The 18,257-nt window shown below is 68.8% G+C and carries 16 protein-coding genes; 2 read left to right on the forward strand and 14 right to left on the reverse strand.

Features of this window, described 5'->3' with window-relative positions:
- Window positions 1–3: 3 nt before the first annotated feature.
- The 8 genes from D3230_RS09215 to D3230_RS09250 all read right to left on the reverse strand — a co-directional run bounded on the left by D3230_RS09215 (window position 4) and on the right by D3230_RS09250 (window position 8,666).
- Window positions 4–861: a shikimate dehydrogenase gene (locus tag D3230_RS09215; protein ID WP_202344730.1), complete on the reverse strand. Its 858-nt coding sequence runs from the start codon at window positions 859–861 to the stop codon at window positions 4–6.
- Window positions 862–1,959, reverse strand: a complete 1,098-nt coding sequence (mltG, locus tag D3230_RS09220) for an endolytic transglycosylase MltG (protein ID WP_202344731.1) — start codon at window positions 1,957–1,959, stop codon at window positions 862–864.
- Window positions 1,956–2,459, reverse strand: a complete 504-nt coding sequence (gene ruvX / locus D3230_RS09225) for a Holliday junction resolvase RuvX (protein WP_202344732.1) — start codon at window positions 2,457–2,459, stop codon at window positions 1,956–1,958. Before ruvX ends, mltG begins: the two co-directional genes overlap by 4 nt.
- The gene (gene alaS / locus D3230_RS09230; RefSeq protein ID WP_202344733.1) at window positions 2,452–5,118 is read right to left on the reverse strand and encodes an alanine--tRNA ligase; all 2,667 of its coding nucleotides are present in this window, start codon (window positions 5,116–5,118) and stop codon (window positions 2,452–2,454) included. The genes ruvX and alaS overlap by 8 nt, the downstream gene beginning before the upstream one ends.
- 45 nt (window positions 5,119–5,163) lie before the next feature.
- The gene (locus tag D3230_RS09235; protein WP_202344734.1) at window positions 5,164–5,391 is read right to left on the reverse strand and encodes a hypothetical protein; all 228 of its coding nucleotides are present in this window, start codon (window positions 5,389–5,391) and stop codon (window positions 5,164–5,166) included.
- 167 nt (window positions 5,392–5,558) lie between these two features.
- Window positions 5,559–6,188: a 30S ribosomal protein S4 gene (gene rpsD, locus D3230_RS09240; protein WP_087015579.1), complete on the reverse strand. Its 630-nt coding sequence runs from the start codon at window positions 6,186–6,188 to the stop codon at window positions 5,559–5,561.
- A gap of 255 nt (window positions 6,189–6,443) precedes the next feature.
- On the reverse strand, window positions 6,444–7,757 hold the full coding sequence (locus D3230_RS09245) for a replication-associated recombination protein A (protein WP_202344735.1): 1,314 nt from the start codon (window positions 7,755–7,757) through the stop codon (window positions 6,444–6,446).
- 57 nt (window positions 7,758–7,814) lie between these two features.
- On the reverse strand, window positions 7,815–8,666 hold the full coding sequence (locus tag D3230_RS09250; protein WP_202344736.1) for an alpha/beta fold hydrolase: 852 nt from the start codon (window positions 8,664–8,666) through the stop codon (window positions 7,815–7,817).
- A 135-nt stretch (window positions 8,667–8,801) separates the two neighbouring features.
- Here D3230_RS09250 and D3230_RS09255 point away from each other — a divergent pair, with 135 nt between their 5' ends.
- Together D3230_RS09255 and D3230_RS09260 are read left to right on the forward strand one after the other, a co-directional pair.
- Window positions 8,802–10,037: a DUF349 domain-containing protein gene (locus tag D3230_RS09255; protein WP_202344871.1), complete on the forward strand. Its 1,236-nt coding sequence runs from the start codon at window positions 8,802–8,804 to the stop codon at window positions 10,035–10,037.
- Window positions 10,038–10,159: 122 nt separating this feature from the next.
- Complete coding sequence (locus D3230_RS09260) at window positions 10,160–10,735, forward strand: hypothetical protein (RefSeq protein WP_202344737.1); 576 nt, start codon at window positions 10,160–10,162, stop codon at window positions 10,733–10,735.
- Window positions 10,736–10,755: 20 nt separating this feature from the next.
- On the opposite strand, the gene D3230_RS09265 is transcribed toward D3230_RS09260, so the two are convergent.
- The 6 genes from D3230_RS09265 to ruvA all read right to left on the reverse strand — a co-directional run bounded on the left by D3230_RS09265 (window position 10,756) and on the right by ruvA (window position 18,234).
- On the reverse strand, window positions 10,756–13,005 hold the full coding sequence (locus tag D3230_RS09265; protein WP_202344738.1) for a RelA/SpoT family protein: 2,250 nt from the start codon (window positions 13,003–13,005) through the stop codon (window positions 10,756–10,758).
- Window positions 13,006–13,103: 98 nt separating this feature from the next.
- The gene (gene secF / locus D3230_RS09270; RefSeq protein WP_202344739.1) at window positions 13,104–14,159 is read right to left on the reverse strand and encodes a protein translocase subunit SecF; all 1,056 of its coding nucleotides are present in this window, start codon (window positions 14,157–14,159) and stop codon (window positions 13,104–13,106) included.
- A 2-nt stretch (window positions 14,160–14,161) separates the two neighbouring features.
- Window positions 14,162–15,955 carry a protein translocase subunit SecD gene (gene secD / locus D3230_RS09275; RefSeq protein ID WP_202344740.1) on the reverse strand — a complete coding sequence of 598 codons (1,794 nt, stop codon included), beginning with the start codon at window positions 15,953–15,955 and terminating at the stop codon, window positions 14,162–14,164.
- A 64-nt stretch (window positions 15,956–16,019) separates the two neighbouring features.
- Window positions 16,020–16,496, reverse strand: coding sequence for a preprotein translocase subunit YajC (gene yajC, locus D3230_RS09280; protein WP_202344741.1), 477 nt, complete (start codon window positions 16,494–16,496; stop codon window positions 16,020–16,022).
- A gap of 107 nt (window positions 16,497–16,603) precedes the next feature.
- Entirely contained in the window at window positions 16,604–17,611 is a 1,008-nt protein-coding gene (gene ruvB, locus D3230_RS09285; RefSeq protein WP_202344742.1) for a Holliday junction branch migration DNA helicase RuvB, read from the reverse strand.
- Entirely contained in the window at window positions 17,608–18,234 is a 627-nt protein-coding gene (gene ruvA / locus D3230_RS09290) for a Holliday junction branch migration protein RuvA (RefSeq protein ID WP_202344743.1), read from the reverse strand. The genes ruvB and ruvA overlap by 4 nt, the downstream gene beginning before the upstream one ends.
- Window positions 18,235–18,257 lie beyond the last annotated feature (23 nt).

Consider the following 18,257-nt stretch of genomic DNA (forward strand, 5'->3'; position numbering starts at 1 on the left):
CCACTATCCTCCCATATCGGGCGTGGCTGCCGCGCGCATCGCGTCCCGCACCGTGTCTTCCCGCGTCATCGGCGTCGCCGGATCGCCGCCCCGGAAGCGGCGGATCTGCACGATCGCCTGTTCAATGAGCATCGCGGTCCCGGGGTGCGCCGCGCCGCCTGCCGCGGTCCAGCGCGCCGCGAGGGGCGAGGGCCAGGGGTCGTAGGCGACGTCAAAGAGGGGCACGCCGAGGAGGGACGCCGGCACGGGGAGGTCGCGCCCGACCGGCCCGGGCAGCGTCGCGATGACGAGGCTCGCGTCGATGCGCGCGAGCGCAGGGTCCGTCGGCTCGCACGGCACCACCGGGCCCCGCTCCGCGAGCCGGTCGCGGATGGCCGCCGCCGCGGCGGCGTTGCGTCCCGCCACCCACACCCGCTCGGCCCCGAGCTGCTGCGCGGCGAGCACCGCGGACACCGCCGTGGCCCCGGTGCCGAGCACCACCGTGCGGCGCGCGTCGAGGCCTGCCGCCGTGATCGCCGCCGCGAGTCCCGCGACATCGGTGTTCGCGCCGTCCCAGCCGGCACCGTCGGAACGTCGGATCAGCGTGTTCACCACGCCGCTCACCCGCGCGATCGGGTCGAGGGTCGTCGCGAGCCGGAACGCCTCCTCCTTCAGCGGCATGGTCACGGAGAAGCCCCGCCACTCCGGCCCGCGGCCGGCGAGGAAGGCTGCGAGCTCGGGCACCGCGCAGCGCACGGCCGAGTACCGCCAGGGCAGACCGAGTACCCCGTAGGCCGCGCGGTGGATCCGCGGCGACAGCGAGTGCGCGATCGGCCAGCCGAGCACGGCCAGCTGGTCCGGCGTGCCCGGCCGGTCCGGCACCTAGCAGCCCTTCCCGGGGTTCGCCGCGCACCACTCGTTCAGCAGCCCCACGGCGGCGTCGTGCTGTTCCTGGTTCGCGCTGAATGCGGACTCGCCCGTGTCGAGGTTGATCGCCACGAAGTAGAGCCAGTCCCCCGCCTCGGGATTCAACGCGGCCGAGATCGCGTCGCGCCCGGGGTTCGCGATCGGCCCCTTCGGGAGGCCCTCGTGCACGTACGTGTTCCAGGGGTTATCGTCCGAGAGCGCCTCGTCGGTCGACCACACGGAGCCGTCCTCGTGCTGCCCCATGCCGTACTGCGCGGTCGAGTCCATCTGGAGCTTCATGCCCTGATCGAGCCGGTTCTGGATCACGCGGGACACCTTGCCGAAGTCCTCGATCCGCCCGCCCTCGCGCTGGATCATCGCGGCGATGTTCAGCACGCGTTCGCGATCCGCCTCCGCGACGCCGAACTCGTCGAGCACCGTGCGCTGCTGGTCGACGAGGCGCTGGATCGCCTCGGCACCCGTCGTGTCCTCCTCGAACTCGTAGGTCGCCGGGAAGAGCCAGCCCTCGAGGCTGTCGACGCCCGCCGGCACCCCGAACGCGGCGGGATCCGCGACGGCGGCCTCGAGCTCCGCGAGCGGAATGTCGGCGCCGGCCGCGATCAGCTCGATCGTCTGCCCCACGGTCTTGCCCTCGGGGATCATTGCCGTGAGCTGCATCTTGTTCGCCGGGTCCTGGAGCGCGTCGAGCGCGCCCTGGGCGCTCATCTGCAGCTTGAGGCGGTACGACCCCGGCTGGAACTCGACGGCCGGATCCTGCGCGAGCAGCAGCTCGTAGAAGGCGTCGGAGGTCTTCACCACGTCGGCCTCGGCCAGGCTCGCGGCGATGTCTTCGCCGATCTCGCCCTCGGTGATCACCACGATCGTCTCCCCGGATCCGGGGCCCTCGTAGTCGTTGGTGGTCCAGCCCATCATGAGCGAGATCTGGGTGCCGAACTGCGACCACAGGTAGGCCCCCGCCCCGGCGAGCCCGCCGAGCAGGAGCACCGTGACGATGAGGGAGATGACGACTCTGCGCCCCGTCCCCCCGGATCGGTTCCGAGTGCGTGCGTTCATGCGTGATTCCCCTCTGACTCCCCGTCGGCGAGCTCGACGGCGCGGCCCGGTGCGGCGCCCTGCGCCCGTTCGCTGTCGAGCGCGTGCTGCAAGATCACGACCGCGGCGGCCTGATCGATGATGGACCGGGTCTGTTTCGTCTTCTTCCCCACCTGGCGCAATTGGCCCTGAGCGGAGACGGTCGAGAGCCGCTCGTCGACGAGGCGCACCGGCACCGGCGTTGCGCTCGCGGCGAGCTCGGCCGCGAGTCGCTCCGCGAACCCGGTCGCGTCGTCGGTCGACAGCGTGCGCTCGCCCCGCATGTTCAGCGGCAGGCCCACGATGACCTCTCGGGCCTCCAGCTCCGCGGCGATGCCGAGGAGCCGCGCGATGTCGGCGCGCCCCTCCGGGTCGCGCGGCACCGTCTCGACCGGGGTCGCGAGCATCCCGTGCAGGTCGCTCCGCGCGACCCCGATCCGCGCCTTGCCGACGTCGATGCCGAGCCGAACGCCGCTACGCACCCGCCGCCTCTCCGAGCGTGCGCCGGATCTCGGCGAGCGCCGCGTCGATCTGCCCGGGATCGGTGCCGCCCCCCTGTGCGAGGTCCGGCTTGCCGCCCCCGCCTCCGCCGAGCACCTTCGCGCCGAGCTTCGCGAGGTCGCCCGCGCGCACCCCGGCACCGCGGGCGGCCTCGGTGGTCGCGGCGATCACCACGGGCTTGCCCGCCGCTTCGCCCGCGAGCACAACGACGCCGGCCTCGGCCGAGAGGCGGTCCCGCAGCTGCAGGGCGAGTCCGCGGATGTCGTCGGCGGACCCGACGGTGCCGAGCGCCGCGGTGACCACGCGCACGTCGCCGAGCGTTTCCGCGCCGGCGAGCAGTTCTGGCACCCGCTCCGCGAGCTTTGCCGCCTCGAACTGCGCGATCTTCTTCTCTGCCGCCTTCAGCTGGGCCCCGAGATCCTGCACGCGTCCCACAAGCTCCGCGCGAGGCACCTTGAGCCCGCCCATCAGCTGCTGCACGATCGCACGCTCGGCGGCGAAGTTCCGGAACGCCTCCATGCCGACGAGCGACTCGACGCGCCGGTTCGTGGAGCCCACGGAGCTCTCCGAAACGAGGCTGATCATGCCGACCTCGGCGGAGCTTGAGACGTGCGTTCCCGCGCAGAGCTCGCGCGACCACGGGCCGCCGATGTCGACGACGCGGACGCGGTCCCCGTACTTTTCGCCGAACAGGGCCATGGCGCCGAGCGCCTTCGCCTCGTCGAGGCTCATCTCCCGGGTCACCACGTCGTAGTCGGCGCGGATGGCGAGGTTCGAGATCTCCTCGAGCTCGCTCTTGGTTTCGGTCGAGAGCGCGTCGCCGTGCGAGAAGTCGAGGCGCATGTACCCGGCCTTGTTGTACGAGCCGGTCTGGTGGGCCCCGGAACCGAGCACATCGCGCAGCGCGGCGTGCACGATGTGGGTGGCCGAGTGCGCCTGCGTCGCGCCGCGCCGGTAGTCGGCGTCGACCCGCGTCTCGGCGCGCTGGTCCAGCCCGATCGTGCCGACCGTGACCTTCACCGTGTGCACCACGAGCCCGGGCACCGGCTTCTGCACGTCGAGCACCTCGGCCTCGAAACCGTCGCCGACGATGCGGCCCTGATCCGAGTCCTGCCCGCCGGACTCCGCCCACATCGAGGTCTCCGCCAGCACGACCTCGGCGATCTCGCCTTCGCGCGCTTCCTGCACGGAGACGCCGTCGACCACGAGGCCGAGCACGCGGCTCTCCTGTGTGAGCTCGTCGTAGCCGGTGAAAAGGGTCTCGCCCAGCCCGCGCAGCTCCTTGTAGATGGAGAGGTCCGCGCGCTGGCCCTTCTTCGCCTTCGCGTCGGCCTTGGCGCGGTCGCGCTGCTCCTGCATCAGCTCTGTGAACACGCCCCGGTCCACCGCAACTCCGGCTTCCTCGGCGATCTCCAGCGTCAACTCGATGGGGAAGCCGTGAGTGTCGTGCAGCAGGAAGGCGGTGTCGCCGGGAACGGCGGCGGCGGCCCCCTTCGCGGACGCGACCGCCGTGTCGAGGATCTGGATGCCCGAGGCGAGCGTCCGCAGGAAGGTCTTCTCCTCGGCGTAGGCCGCCCGGGAGATGAACTCGAAGTTCTCGGCGACCGCCGGGTACGCCTCCTGCATCGCGTCGCGCGAGACGGGGAACAGCTCGGCGAAGCTCGCGCCCTCGAAGCCGAGGAGACGCATCGAGAGGACCACGCGCCGCAGCAGGCGGCGCAGAATGTAGCCCCGGCCCTCGTTGGAGGGCGTGACGCCGTCGGCGATCAGCATCAGGCCGCTGCGCACGTGGTCGGCGATCACCCGCAGCCGGACGTCGTCGGCGTGATCGGCCCCGTAGGTCTTCCCGGCCAGCGCGGCGGCGCGATCGAGGACCGGGCGCACCTGGTCGATCTCGTACATATTCTGCACGCCCTGCTTGATGAACGCGACGCGCTCAAGCCCCATGCCGGTGTCGATGTTCTTCTTCGGCAGTTCGCCCAGGATCGTGAAGTCCGTCTTCGACTTCACATCGGCGACCTCGTACTGCATGAAGACGAGGTTCCAGATTTCCACGTAGCGATCGTCGTCGGTGATGGGGCCGCCGTCGATGCCGTACTCCGGGCCCTGATCGAAGAAGATCTCCGAGCAGGGTCCCGCGGGGCCGGGCTGGCCGGTAGACCAGTAGTTCGTGTCTTTCCCGAGGCGCTGGATTCGCTCGTCGGGCAGTGTGGAGTGTTCCTTCCACAGCGCGAAGGCCTCGTCGTCTTCCTCGTAGATCGTGACCCAGAGATCCTGCGCGTCGAAGCCGAGACCGCCGTCGGCCTCGGGCGTGGTGAGCAGCTCCCACGCGTACTTGATCGCGTCGGATTTGAAGTAGTCGCCGAAGGAGAAGTTTCCGCACATCTGGAAGAAGGTGCCGTGCCGTGGCGTTTTACCGACCTCTTCGATGTCGTTCGTGCGGATGCACTTCTGCACGCTCGTCGCCCGCGGGTACGGTGCCGGAACCAGCCCCGACAGGTACGGCACGAAGGGCACCATGCCCGCGACGGTGAACATCAGCGTGGGATCGTCGCTGACCAGCGAGGCGGAGGGCACGACGGTGTGTCCTCGCTTCTCGAAGAAGTCGAGCCAGCGGCGGTGGATTTCAGCGGTCTGCATCCGGGTACTTTCTACGTCGGGGTGGTGCGGGGTGGGGTGGGGACGTTAGGACTTCTGCGAGAGCCCGCGCAGCGCGGCCTCGAGCTCGGCGTCGGTGGTGGCCTCATCGTGTTCAGCCTCGGCCTCGTAGCCCGAGGTGAACGCTCGACTGAACTCGCTCATCCCGCGGTTGACGCGGTCGAAGAAGCGCCGCCCCTCCGGCGTTTGATTCACGAAGTGTGCGGCAACGAATCCCAATACGGCTCCGCCCAGCAGCCACGTCAGCTTGCGCATGTCTCATTCCTCCATTCGGCGAGCAAGCACGGCACAGCCGCACCAGAAAGCAAGCTCAAGCTTAGCGGGTCGCACTGCCCGAACATTGGATATGCGTTCCCCATGAAAACGCCGCAGGGGCACCGAATTTCTTCGGTGCCCCTGCGGGGATACGAGCTCGGTGCGGCTTAGCGACCCGAGTAGAACTCGACGACGAGCTGCACTTCACAGGTCACGGGGACCTCAGCGCGCTTCGGGCGACGCACGAGACGCGCCTGCAGCTTGTCGAGCTCGACCTCGAGGTAGCCCGGAACCGGGGGAAGCACCTCGGCGTGGCCGCCGGCAGCAGCGACCTGGAAGGGCTCGGTGCCCTCGGAGCGCTCCTTGACGTGGATCAGCTGTCCCGGCTTCACGCGGAAGGAGGGACGGTCGACGATCTTGCCGTCGACGAGGATGTGGCGGTGCACGACCATCTGACGCGCCTGCGCCGTGGTGCGTGCGAAGCCGGCGCGCAGCACGAGCGCGTCGAGACGCATCTCGAGGAGCTCGACCAGGTTCTCACCGGTCAGGCCGTCCTGGCGACGGGCTTCCTTGAAGGCGATGGTGAGCTGCTTCTCGCGGATGCCGTACTGGGCGCGAAGACGCTGCTTCTCGCGCAGACGAACGGCGTAGTCGCTGTCGCTCTTACGCTTAGTGCGGCCGTGCTGGCCGGGTCCGTAGGGGCGCTTCTCGAGGTAGCGCGCGGCCTTCGGGGTCAGGGCGATCCCGAGCGAGCGGGAAAGACGGGTCTGTGAGCGGGTACGCGACGTAGTCGACACGTGGGTCCTTTCAGGTTTCTAGCGTTCCGCGATCCATGGGTGAATCGCGTGTTCTCTCGGCCACGCTGCGCCCGCATTCACGACCTCTCGGACGCAATGCACGCGACGCAGCACACCGTGTTTCGGTGAGGGAACGACCAGCGCAGAAACCCGGCTACAGGGCGTCTGCCACAAGAGTTCATCCGCAGCCAGCGACGAACTCAGTGTTGGCCAGCGTTCAGCATATCACGGGAGGGGACGCCGACGGGCACGCGCTTACTCCGATCGCGTGATCCGCCGGATCTTGTCCAGGCGCTCCGCGAGCTCGCGCTCGTGTCCGTGGCTCGTGGGCTCGTAGTACTCACGCCCGGTGAGCTCGTCGGGAAGATACTGCTGCGGCGACACCCCGCGCGGGTCGCTGTGGGGATAGCGGTAGCCTTTCCCGTGGCCCATCCGCTTCGCCCCTGGGTAGTGCGCGTCGCGCAGGTGGAGCGGCACCTGACCAAAGCGACCGGCCTTCACGTCCGCGATCGCCGCGTCGATCGCCGTGATCACCGCGTTCGACTTCGGCGCCGTGGCAATGTAGATCGTGGCCTCCGCGAGCGGGATCCGCGCCTCCGGCAGGCCGATCAGCTGGGTCGCTTCCGCCGCGGCCACCGCCACCACCAGGGCCTGCGGATCCGCCATGCCGACGTCCTCTGCCGCGTGCACCATGAGTCGGCGTGCAATGAAGCGTGGATCCTCCCCCGCCTCGATCATGCGGGCGAGATAGTGGATTGCGGCGTCGGGATCGGATCCGCGCATGGACTTGATAAACGCGCTCGTCACGTCGTAGTGCTGGTCGCCGTTGCGGTCGTACCGCAACAGCGCACGGTTCACGGCCTCCGAGACGATCTCCGGGGTGACCCGGGGCACGCGCTCCCCCTCGCCCAGCGCGATCGCCGAGCTCGCGGCGGCCTCCAGCCCGGTGAGGGCGCGGCGGGCATCACCCGAGGCCAACTGCACCAGCGCCTCGATCGCGTCGGGAGCCACCTCAACGGCACCCGCGAGGCCCCGCGGGTCCGCGATCGCCCGCGTGAGCAGATCGGCAAGCTCGGACTCCTGCAACGGCTCAAGCGTGAGCAGCAGCGAACGCGAGAGCAGCGGGCTGATGACCGAAAAAGACGGGTTCTCGGTCGTCGCCGCGACGAGCGTCACCCAACCGTTCTCGACACCGGGGAGCAGCGCGTCCTGCTGCGCCTTCGTGAAACGGTGGATCTCGTCGAGGAACAACACGGTCGCCATGCCATAGAGATCGCGGTCGTTCAACGCGCGCTCCATCACGACCCGCACGTCCTTGACCCCGGCGGTGACCGCTGACAGCTCGACGAAACGCCGACCACTGGAGTGCGCGATGGCCTGCGCCAGCGTCGTCTTGCCCGTGCCCGGCGGGCCCCAGAGAATGACCGAAACGGCACCGCCGCCGCCGTCGGTGTCGGCGGCCAGCACGCGCAATGGAGAGCCCGGGCGCAACAGGTGCTGCTGCCCCACGACCTCGTCGAGCGAGCGCGGGCGCATGCGCACCGCGAGCGGCGCGGTCGCGGCTGGCATTCCCTGAGTGTCCACGTTCCCCATGCTACCGATCACCTCCGACACGGGAGCGTGAGCCTACTCCGCCAGAGCCGCGAACACCTCGTCGGCGCGCTCCCACAGCAGCGCCCCGCCGACCCCCGGGAGCACGCGGCGCGACGCGCCGGGGATGCGAGACTGCAGCGTAGCCCCGTGATCGGGCGAATGCGTGAGGTCGTGTTCGCCGAACAGGATCGTCACCGGACAGGTGATCCGATCGAACACCACCTCCCAGCGCCGCATCGCGATCAGCGTGTCGATCACGTACCCGGCCGCGTCGTGCCCAAACCCCTCCGCGAGGGCTGCCTGGTACCGCGCACGGAACGGCGCGGAACCGTACCAGGCGCGATCACTGGGGTGCGCACCCGCGAGCACCATCTCCTCCATGGCCGCCGCGGAAAAGCCGCCGAGGATCTGTGCAGCCGCGTCCGGGTCGCTGCGCGCGAGGTCGGAGAGGGCCGCCGCCTCGTCGGGGAGCTGCGCGCGCACCGCGGGGAACGCGACCTCGTCGGCGGGCGAGACCAGCACGAGCCGGCTCGCGGCACCCTGCGCGGCCAAGCCAAGCCCGAACACGCCGCCCTGCGAATTCGCCACCACGGGCACCGCGGTCCCCGGCCGCCCCGTGACCGCGTCACACACCGCCGCGTAGTCCGCCACGGTCGAGGCGAGGGTGCGCGCCGGATCGTGGTCCGAGGCGCCCATGCCGGGACGGTCGAGGGTGATGAGCCGGAGGCCGCGCTCCGCGAGGAGTTCTTCCCCGAAGGCCATGGTCTTGCCGGTCCCGGCACCCGCAACGAACAGGACGGGCTGGCCGTCGGTGGGTCCCCACGCCGACCCCGTGATCAGCCGATCCTGGGGGCGACGTACCGTGAAGCTGGTGGGACGTGTCATCTGCACAGGATACCGGTGCGCGCGGGGCAACTTCTGCGCGCGTTCAGTTCGGCAGCGCCCCCACTATGGCATAGTGGAGGGGTCTATCCCGTATGGTCGGCGCGACCGGCCCACACACGTTAAGTGAGCAGAACCGTGAGCGAAGCGACCAACGAAACGCCCTGGGGACGAGTCGACGACGACCGTACCGTGTATGTGCGCGAGGGTGACGGTGAACGCGTGGTCGGGTCCTTCCCCGACGGCACGCCCGAGGAAGCCCTCGCCTACTTCACCCGCAAGTTTGCCGACATCGAGGGTCAGGTCACCCTGTTGGAGGCTCGGATCGCCCGCGGCACGGCGGACGCCTCCGCAGCCGACTCCGTCACGAAGCTCACAGCGCTGCTCGTCGAGCCGGCCGCGGTGGGCGACATCGCCGGGCTGCGCGCCCGCGTCGAGAAGCTCAGCACCAAGACCGCGGCGCTGAGCGAGAAGCAGCAGGCCGAGCGGGAGGCCGCTCGCCAGGAGGCCATCGCCAAGCGCGAGGCAATCGTCGTGGAGGCCGAGCGGCTGGCCGCACAGCCCGAGGCGTCGATCCGCTGGAAGGACACGAGCCTCGCGTTCGAGCAGCTCTTCACCGATTGGCAGAGCGCGCAGCGCAGCGGCCCCCAGGTCCCCAAGGGCCAGGCGGACGCGCTGTGGAAGCGCTTCCGCACCGCGCGCCAGACCTTCGATAGCGCCCGTCGCGCCCATTTCGCGCAGATGGACGCCACGAACAAGGACGTGAAGCAGCGCAAGGAGCGGATCATCGCCGCCGCCGAGGCGCTCGCGCCCAAGGGCATCGACGGCATCCCGAGCTACCGCAACCTGCTCGAGGATTGGAAGGCCGCCGGTCGCGCGAGCCGCAAGATCGATGATCAGCTGTGGGCTCGGTTTAAGGCCGCGGGCGATGTGCTCTACCAGGCGAAGGCCGAGGAAGTCGCACAGACCAACGAGGAGTACGCGGCCAACCTCGTCGCGAAGCAGGAACTGCTCACCGAGGCCGAGCCGATCCTCACCGTCACCGACCGCGTGGCGGCGCGCAAGCAGCTCACCGCGATCCAGCTGCGCTGGGACGAGATCGGGCGCGTGCCCCGCGAGGCGCTCCGCGACGTCGAGGGCCGGCTGCGCAAGGTCGAGGACCACGTCAAGCACCTCGAGGACGAGCACTGGCGCAAGACGAACCCGGAGACGAAGGCCCGGAGCGAGGGCCTGCGCGGCCAGCTGGAGTCGTCGATCGCCGAGCTGAGCTCCGAGATCGAGGCCGCGAAGACCGCGGGGAACGCGAAGGCGCAGAAGGAGGCCGAGGACAAGCTCGCCACCCAGCAGTCCTGGCTCGCCGCCCTCGGCGACTAAGCACCGGCGGAGCGCCGCCCGAGCGTCGCTCACAGCTTTTCGATGCGGGGCCCGGCACCAAGTTATCCACACTTGGTGCCGGGCCCCTCGCGTTTCCGGCGCGGGCCACCGATGATGGACGCATGACCTCCACCCCAGCCACCCGGGCCTCTCCCCACCCCTCGCCCGGGAAACTACGCGTCCCAGACACGGCGCACTGGCCCGCCGCCGTGCGCAGCGCGGAACTCCGGCGCGGCAGCCTCGTCCCCTGCGGGCCGGGGGTCCGCCCTGTGGGCTGGCCGGACACCCCCAGGGTGCGGCTCGCGGCGCTCCGCCCGTGGCTCCCCACCGGCACCATCGCGGTGTTCATGACCGCCGCGTGGGTGTGGGACGCCTGTCCGACACCGGGTCGGCCGCTGCACGTGAGCACGGCCGGGCGGCGCGCTCGCCCCCGGACTCCCCCACTCGGCGTGCGCGTGCATCAGTTTCGCGCTCCCGCGACGGACACGGTGGCATTCGGTTCCGGGGCCACCACGACGCGCAGGCGCACGCTCTGCGATCTGCTGCGGCTGAGCGAGGACTTTGCCCGGGAGCACCGGCTCGCGTGTCGCGTCCTCCGGTTGCAGACGGCGTGGGGCGATGCGGAGATCGCCGACGCACTCGCCCGTGGCCCGGCGCCGCACCGCCAGCGGGCACTTGAGCGCCTCAGGGAGCTGTGATGCGTCCCGGGCGGCGGTCGCTAGTTCGTGATCCGGTAGACGTCGTAGACGCCGTCGATGCGGCGGACCGCGTTGAGCACGTGATCGAGGTGTGTGGCATTGGCCATCTCAAACACGAACTTGCTGATCGCAAGCCGCGAGGTCGACGTGTTCACCGTCGCGGAAAGTATGTTGACGTGGTGTTCGGAGAGCGTGCGCGTCACGTCAGAAAGCAGCCCCGAGCGGTCCAGCGCTTCGACCTGAATCTGCACCAGGAAGACGCTCTTGGTCGTCGGGGCCCATTCGACCTCGATGATCCGGTCCTCCTGCTTTCGCAGGTTCTGGAAGTTGTGGCAGTCCACGCGGTGCACGGACACGCCCTGTCCCTTCGTCACGAAGCCGAGGATCTCATCGCCCGGAACGGGGGTGCAACACTTCGCGAGTTTCGCGAGGATATCCGAGGCACCCTTCACGATCACCCCGCTCGAGCCCGTGGCCCGAGACGCCCGCGGTGCCTCGATGATCGGCATCGTCGCGAGCGCGGGCTCCGTCGAGGTCTGATCGTCGAACACGAGCGCGGTGACCTTTTCGACAACCGACTGCGCGGAGACGTGGCTCGCGCCCACGGCGGCGTAGAGCGCCGTCACGTCGGCGTACCGCAGCTGCAACGCCACCTGCTGCAGGGCTTCGGAGTTCATCACGCGATGCAGCGGCAGCCCCTGCTTCCGGAGCGCCTTCGCGATCTCGGTCTTGCCGTTCTCAGCGTCCTCCTCGCGGCGCTCCTTCGTGAACCACTGCCGGATCTTGTTCTGCGCGCGCTTGCTCTTGACAAACGAGAGCCAGTTCTTATTGGGACCGGCATTCGGGTCTTTCGAGGTGAAGACCTCCACGACGTCACCGTTCTGCAACGCGGTCTCCAGCGGGACCAGACGCCCGTTCACGCGTGCACCCATGGTGCGGTGGCCCACCTCGGTGTGCACCGCGTAGGCGAAATCGACCGTGGTGCCGCCGTTAGGCAGGCCGATCACGCGCCCCTTGGGGGTGAAGACGTACACTTCCTTCGCGCCGATTTCGAAGCGCAGCGCGTCCAGGAACTCGCTCGGGTCCTCGGTCTCCGCCTGCCAATCGGAGATGTGCGCGAGCCAGGCCATGTCGTTGGAGGTGGTTCCGGCCTGGTCCTGCGCCCGCTGCTTGTACTTCCAGTGCGCGGCCACGCCATACTCGGCGCGCTGGTGCATCTCGACGGTGCGGATCTGAATCTCCACGGCGCGACCGTCCGGTCCGATCACGGTGGTGTGCAGCGACTGGTACAGATTAAACTTCGGCGTCGCGATGTAGTCCTTGAAGCGGCCCGGAATCGGGGTCCACCGGGCGTGCACCGCACCCAGCACCGCGTAGCAATCGCGGATCGACTGCACGAGCACCCTGATGCCCACGAGGTCGTAGATGTCGTCGAAGTCGCGGCCGCGGACGATCATCTTCTGATAGATCGAGTAGAGCTCTTTCGGGCGCCCGGTGACTTCGCCGCGAATGCGCGCGTCGCGCAGGTCCGCTTCGATCGTGCTGATCACCGTGCCGACGATCTCGTCACGCTGGGGATTGCGCTGCGCGATGAGGTTCTCGATCTCCGCGTACAGCTTCGGCTTGAGCACCGCGAAGGAGAGATCCTCGAGCTCGGACTTCATCGACTGGATGCCGAGGCGGTGCGCGAGCGGCGCGTAGATCTCGAGGGTTTCCTGCGCCTTCCGCTTCGCCGAGTCGCTCGAGACAAAGCCCCAGGTGCGGGCGTTGTGAAGCCGGTCGGCGAGCTTAATCACCAGCACGCGGATGTCCTTGGCCATCGCCACGACCATCTTGCGGACGGTCTCGGCCTGGGCCGAGTCGCCGTACTTCACCTTGTCGAGCTTCGTGACCCCGTCCACGAGCATCGCGATTTCTTCGCCGAAGTCACGCGTGAGCTCCTCCAGCGTGTACTCGGTGTCCTCGACCGTATCGTGGAGCAGCGCCGCCGCGATCGCCACCGGGGCGACGCCGAGCTCCGCAAGGATCTGGGCCACCGCGATCGGGTGGGTGATGTAGGGCTCACCGCTGCGACGCTTCTGGCCCCGGTGCGCGCGCTCGGCTGTCGTGTACGCCCGTTCGATCACCGAGAGATCCGCACGCGGATAGTTCCCACGGACCGTGCGCACCAGCTGGTCTACCGCGCCCGGGGCGCTGCCTCGGGAAAAGATTCGAGGCACGAGTCGACGCAACGCGGTCGTGCCGCCCTGCGCCACATCGTTCGTAACCACCTGATCTCCTCCTCGAATGTTTGAACGCTACACCACGGGCACCCATTCTGACCAACTGGGTGCCCGTGGGTGTGGCGACGGCCGAATCGATCGGACGGCTACGCGGTGCTCGCGGTGGCGGAGTCCGCCGACGAGCCCGCGGCCGCAGCCGAGTCGGCCGCGTTCGAGGAGCCACCGCGCTGACGCAGCACCTTCTCGTCGTGCCGCTTGACGGCGGGCTCGCCCTCGCGCAGATGCGCATACATCGGTGCCGCGATGAAGATCGTGGAGTACGCGCCGACCAGGATGCCGATGAACAACGCGAGGGAAATATCGCGCAGCGTCCCCGCACCGAGCACAAAGGCACCGATGAACAGGATCGAGCCAACGGGCAGGAGGGCCACGACGGAGGTGTTGATCGAGCGCACCAGCGTCTGGTTGACGCCCAGGTTGACCGCCTCCGCGAAGGTGGTGCGTTCCGTCAGTTCGCCGGGCAGCGTGTTCTCGCGAATCTTGTCGAACACCACGACCGTGTCGTAGAGCGAGTACCCCAGGATCGTCATGAAACCGATCATCGCGGCCGGCGTGATCTCGAAGCCCGAGATACCGTAGATGCCCGCCGTGATCACGAGGTCGTGCAGCAGGGCGGCGATCGCCGCGAGCGACATCTTCCAGGTGCGGAAGTAGAGCGCCATCACGAGGGAAGCGAAGACCAGGAAGACGAACAGGGCGATCACGGCCTGTCTCGTGATGTCTTGCCCCCAGGCGGGCCCAATGAAGGAGTAGGTCACCTCTTCGGCGTCGATGTCGTACGCCGCAGCGAGGGCGGCCGTCACCTCACGGTTCTCAGCCTCCGCCAACGCCTCCGTCTGCACCCGAATGTCGGTGGGACCGACAAGGGTGACGCGGGGCGCACTCGAGGGGAGCACCTCCGCAACCGCTTCCTCGGCGACCGCGGTATCACGGTCCTGCCCGTCGGTGAGGTGCACCTGGAACTGGCTGCCGCCCGTGAACTCGATCCCGAAGGTGAAGCCGCCGCGCAGCAACGGGCCCACGATCGAGAGCACGATCAGGATCAGCGAGATCGCGTACCAGGTCTTTCGGCGACCGATGAAGTTGATCGACTTCTCGCCGGTGTAGAGAGCGTTGCCGAACTCGGCAAATGATCGAGCCATGATTAGCTCTCCTTTCCGGTGGTCGCGCCCACGGCCTCGGCCGCCTTGCGCTCCGCGATGGTCTGCCGGCGTTCGGCTTCCTTCTGGCTCCGGGCAACCTTCTTCCCCGCGCCCTTGCTTGCCACCACGGGTTCGCGGAACTGCGCGCGGCCGCGGTACACGGCACCGAGCTGGCGCGGATCCAGGCCGGAGAACTTGTTCCCGTTCTGGTAGAACCGCGTCCGGGCGAGCAACGTCATCATCGGGTGCGTGAACAACGCGACAACGAGGACGTCAACGAGGGTGGTCAGGCCGAGCGTGAACGCGAAGCCCTTCACGTTGCCGACCGCGAGAATAAACAGGATCACCGCGGCGAGGAAGTTCACGCCGTCCGAGGCGAGGACCGTGCGGAACGCTCGGGCCCAGCCGTTCTCGACGGCGCGCTCGATGGTGAAGCCGTCGCGCAGCGCGTCGCGGATGCGCTCGAAGTAGACGATGAACGAGTCGGCGGTGAAGCCCACCGCGACGATGATGCCCGCCACGCCCGCAAGCGAGAGTCGGTAGCCCTGACGCCACGAGAAGAACGTGAGCAGGAGGTAGGTCAGCACGCCCGCGATCACCAGGGAGGCGATCGTCAGCGATCCGAGTGCGCGGTACTGGAAGAGCGAGTACACCACCACGAGCAGCAGGCCGATGAGACCCGCGAGCAGGCCCGCGCCGAGCTGGCTGGTGCCGAGCGTGGCGGAGATATCCTCCTGGCTCTGCACCGAGAAGTCGATGGGCAGCGCGCCAAACTTGAGCTGATCCGCGAGCGCCTTGGAGGTCTCCTGCGTGAAGTCGCCGCTGATCGAGGGACGGCCATCGAGGATCTGTCCCTGCATGGTGGGTGCCGAGAGCACCCGGCCATCGAGCACAAACGCAAACTGGTTCTGTGGCTCCGGGGCACCGTAGAGGCGCGAGCTGATCTTGCCGAACTTCTCCGCACCGGTCTTGTTCATGATGATCTGCACGACCCAGCCGCCCGTGGTGGCACCCGTCTGGGTGGTCTCCATTTGGGCGGTGGCGTCCGTGATCACGTCTCCGCTCAGCTCGACGGGGCCGAGCAGGTACTTCTGCGTGCCGGTGTCGTCGCACGTGATGAGCGGCCGGTCCGCGGCAGCGTTCCCGGTCTCCAGCGCGGATTCCATGTCGCAGGTAAACGCGTCGAACTTCGCCTGCAGTGCCGGTGTCACCCAGGCGAGGTCGCCGGCCTCGGCGGGCGGGGGCTCCGGGTACAGATCATCCGGGTCGCTCATGACCAGCTTCTCGGCCGCAGCGCGGGCCTCAGCCGCCTGCGCCTCGGCCTCCTCCTGCGCCTTCAGCTCTTCGGCCGTCGGCTCCTCGCCGCTCGTGTTCGCGGGCGGCACCTGGTTCATGTCGATGCCGATCCCCACGGCAAGCACCGGGCGGAAGTCGAGCTTCGCCGAGGCCTCGATGCGCTGCAGCGTCTCCTCGTCCGCCTTCCCGGGAATCGACACGGAGATGTGCTGGTTGCCCTGGGTGGTGATCTCCGCCTCGGACACCCCGGCCGCGTCAACGCGCTGCCGAATGATCGAGACGGCCTGCTGCAGCTGTTCCCCCGTGACAGCCTTGCCATCTGTCTGCTCGGCGGCCAGCAGGATCTGGGTTCCGCCTTGCAGATCCAGTGCCAACTTCGGCGTCCAGCTCGCATCGCTCCGGAATACTCCGTAGGTGATGAGGCCGGCGAGGCCGACAATCAGAACCAGAAGAAACACGAGGGAGCGGCGGGCTCGCCTCACGGCTGGTGTAGTAGCCACAACTGACTGCTTTCTCTCAGAGGGAGGGGGAAAAAGCCGCGGCCGGAGCCGCGGCTTTCACAAGCTACGCCTTCGGCGTCTGCTCGCCACCCTGCTGGTCAGTATCGGGGCCCTGCGTGCCCGACTCGTCCGCTGCGGCGTCCGTGCCGCGGTCGAGATCGGCTGCGTCGACCTCCGGAGTCGCCGTCGTTTCGGGGGTGCCGTTCGCGAGGCGCTCGCCAAATGCCGGGTCGTCGTCCGGGGCGAGATCCGAGGCCGGTGCCTCGTCAGCAACCTCGACCGGTGCCACGATCTGGGAGACCGCGTTGCGATGCACCACAAAGGTGCTCGTGCCGCTGCGCACCGTGACCTTGTTCTCTTCCTCGTCAACCGAGTCGATCGTGCCGTAGATCCCCGACTGCAGCATCACATCGGCACCCGGCCGAAGTCCACTCTGGAGCTCCTGCATCGCCTGCTGACGCTTCTTTCCGTTCCGGAACATGAAGAAGATCAGGAGCGCGATCAGCGCAAACATCATCAGAGTGATCGGGTCAATAGCCACGACGGTCCTTTCGGTGGGCGTGCCCGCGCGGGTGCAGAGGGCACAATTCTCTCGATTCTAGCGGGTTCGCGCCTGCAGAAACACAGAGATTTCCAGGGAATCGCGCGCTACAGCGCCCCCGTCGCCTCCGGCGGGACCGCGCCGAGGTGTTCCCACCCCAGCCGCGTCGCGACACGACCGCGTGGTGTGCGCGTGAGGAGCCCGGTCCGCACGAGGAACGGTTCCACAACCGCCTCGATCGTTTCGGCCTCCTCGCCAACGGATACCGCAAGGGTCGACAGCCCGACGGGTCCCCCGCCGAACCGTTCCACGACCGCGCGAAGGACCTCGCGGTCCAGCCGATCCAGGCCGTTCTCGTCGACGTCGTACAGCGCGAGCGCGGCACGCACCGTGGTCGTGTCGCCCGGCGTATCGTGCACCAGGCTGTAGTCGCGAACGCGCCGCAGCAGGCGGTTGGCGATGCGCGGCGTGCCTCGCGATCGGCCCGCGATCTCCTCGATCCCCTGCTCGGACAGCTCGAAGCCGAGCAGCCCAGCCGCGCGGCGCACCACGCTCGCGAGCTCATCCACGCCGTAGAACTCCAGGTTCGCGGTGAAGCCGAAGCGATCGCGGAGCGGATTCGGCAGCAGGCCGGAGCGGGTCGTCGCGCCGACCAGCGTAAACGGCGAGAGCTCCAACGGGACCGACGTCGCGCCGGCCCCCTTCCCCACCATGATGTCCACCTTGAAATCCTCCATCGCAAGATAGAGCATCTCTTCGGCGCTGCGCGCCATCCGGTGGATCTCGTCGATGAAGAGCACCTCGCCCGGCGTCAGCGCGGACAGCACCGCGGCGAGGTCCCCCGCATGCTGAATCGCGGGGCCCGAGGTTTGGTGCAGTGGTTTGTCGAGCTCCGTCGCCACGATCATGGACAGCGTCGTCTTCCCGAGGCCGGGCGGACCGGCGAGCAGAATATGATCGGGGGTCCGCTGCTGCAGCGACGCCGCGTTCAACAGCAGCGACAGCTGGCTGCGGACCTTTGCCTGGCCCACGAATTCCGTGAGCGTCGCGGGTCGCAGCGCCCCCTCGTACCGCTGCTCGGCGATGGTCGCCTCCGGCGAGACCTCGCTGCTCACCGCGTGCCCCCACGGGATCCCGGTCGTCCGGCCTGCAGCAGCGCCAGGGCGGCGCGCAACAGCTCGGCGCTCGCGTCAGGCGCCCCCGCGTCGAGCGCATCGCTGACCGCCTCGTGCGCTTCGGACTGCCCCCAGCCGAGGCCGACGAGCCCGTCCACCACGCCCTCCGCGGCGCTCGGCGTCGCGGCTGCCTGATCCGGCGTCGCGTCTGCGGCCCAATCGGTGGCCGCGAGCTTGCCGGCGAGCGAGACAATGATCAGCTTGGCGGTCTTCGGCCCGATCCCGGAAACCTTTCGGAAGGCCTTCTCGTCCTCGGCCGCGACTGCGCGCGCAATTTCCGCGGGCGCGAGCGCGGAGAGTACGCCCAGCGCGCTGCGGGGTCCGACGCCCGACACGCTGATGAGATGACCGAACACCTCGAGTTCAGCCGCGGTGGCGAACCCGAACAGGGTGAGCGCGTCCTCCCGCACCACCAGGGAGGTGTGCAGCGCAATCTCGTCGCCGGGGTGCGCCTGGGACACGCGTCCGCTCGGGACTTCTACGCGCATGCCCAAGCCGCCGAGGCCCACTACTGCCCATCCGGCGCCCGCTGCGAGAACCGGTCCACGAATCGATGCAATCACATCCCCACCCTAGAATGCCGGCG

Source organism: Leucobacter chromiireducens subsp. solipictus, assembly GCF_016758195.1.
GTDB lineage: Bacteria > Actinomycetota > Actinomycetes > Actinomycetales > Microbacteriaceae > Leucobacter > Leucobacter solipictus.

Excerpts from the sequence above, each read along its gene's own strand:
- mltG (WP_202344731.1), bottom strand. The coding sequence starts at position 1,959 with ATGAACGCACGCACTCGGAACCGATCCGGGGGGACGGGGCGCAGAGTC.
- alaS (WP_202344733.1), bottom strand. The coding sequence starts at position 5,118 with ATGCAGACCGCTGAAATCCACCGCCGCTGGCTCGACTTCTTCGAGAAG.
- D3230_RS09235 (WP_202344734.1), bottom strand. The coding sequence starts at position 5,391 with ATGCGCAAGCTGACGTGGCTGCTGGGCGGAGCCGTATTGGGATTCGTT.
- D3230_RS09245 (WP_202344735.1), bottom strand. The coding sequence starts at position 7,757 with ATGCCAGCCGCGACCGCGCCGCTCGCGGTGCGCATGCGCCCGCGCTCG.
- D3230_RS09250 (WP_202344736.1), bottom strand. The coding sequence starts at position 8,666 with ATGACACGTCCCACCAGCTTCACGGTACGTCGCCCCCAGGATCGGCTG.
- D3230_RS09260 (WP_202344737.1), top strand. The coding sequence starts at position 10,160 with ATGACCTCCACCCCAGCCACCCGGGCCTCTCCCCACCCCTCGCCCGGG.
- secF (WP_202344739.1), bottom strand. The coding sequence starts at position 14,159 with ATGGCTCGATCATTTGCCGAGTTCGGCAACGCTCTCTACACCGGCGAG.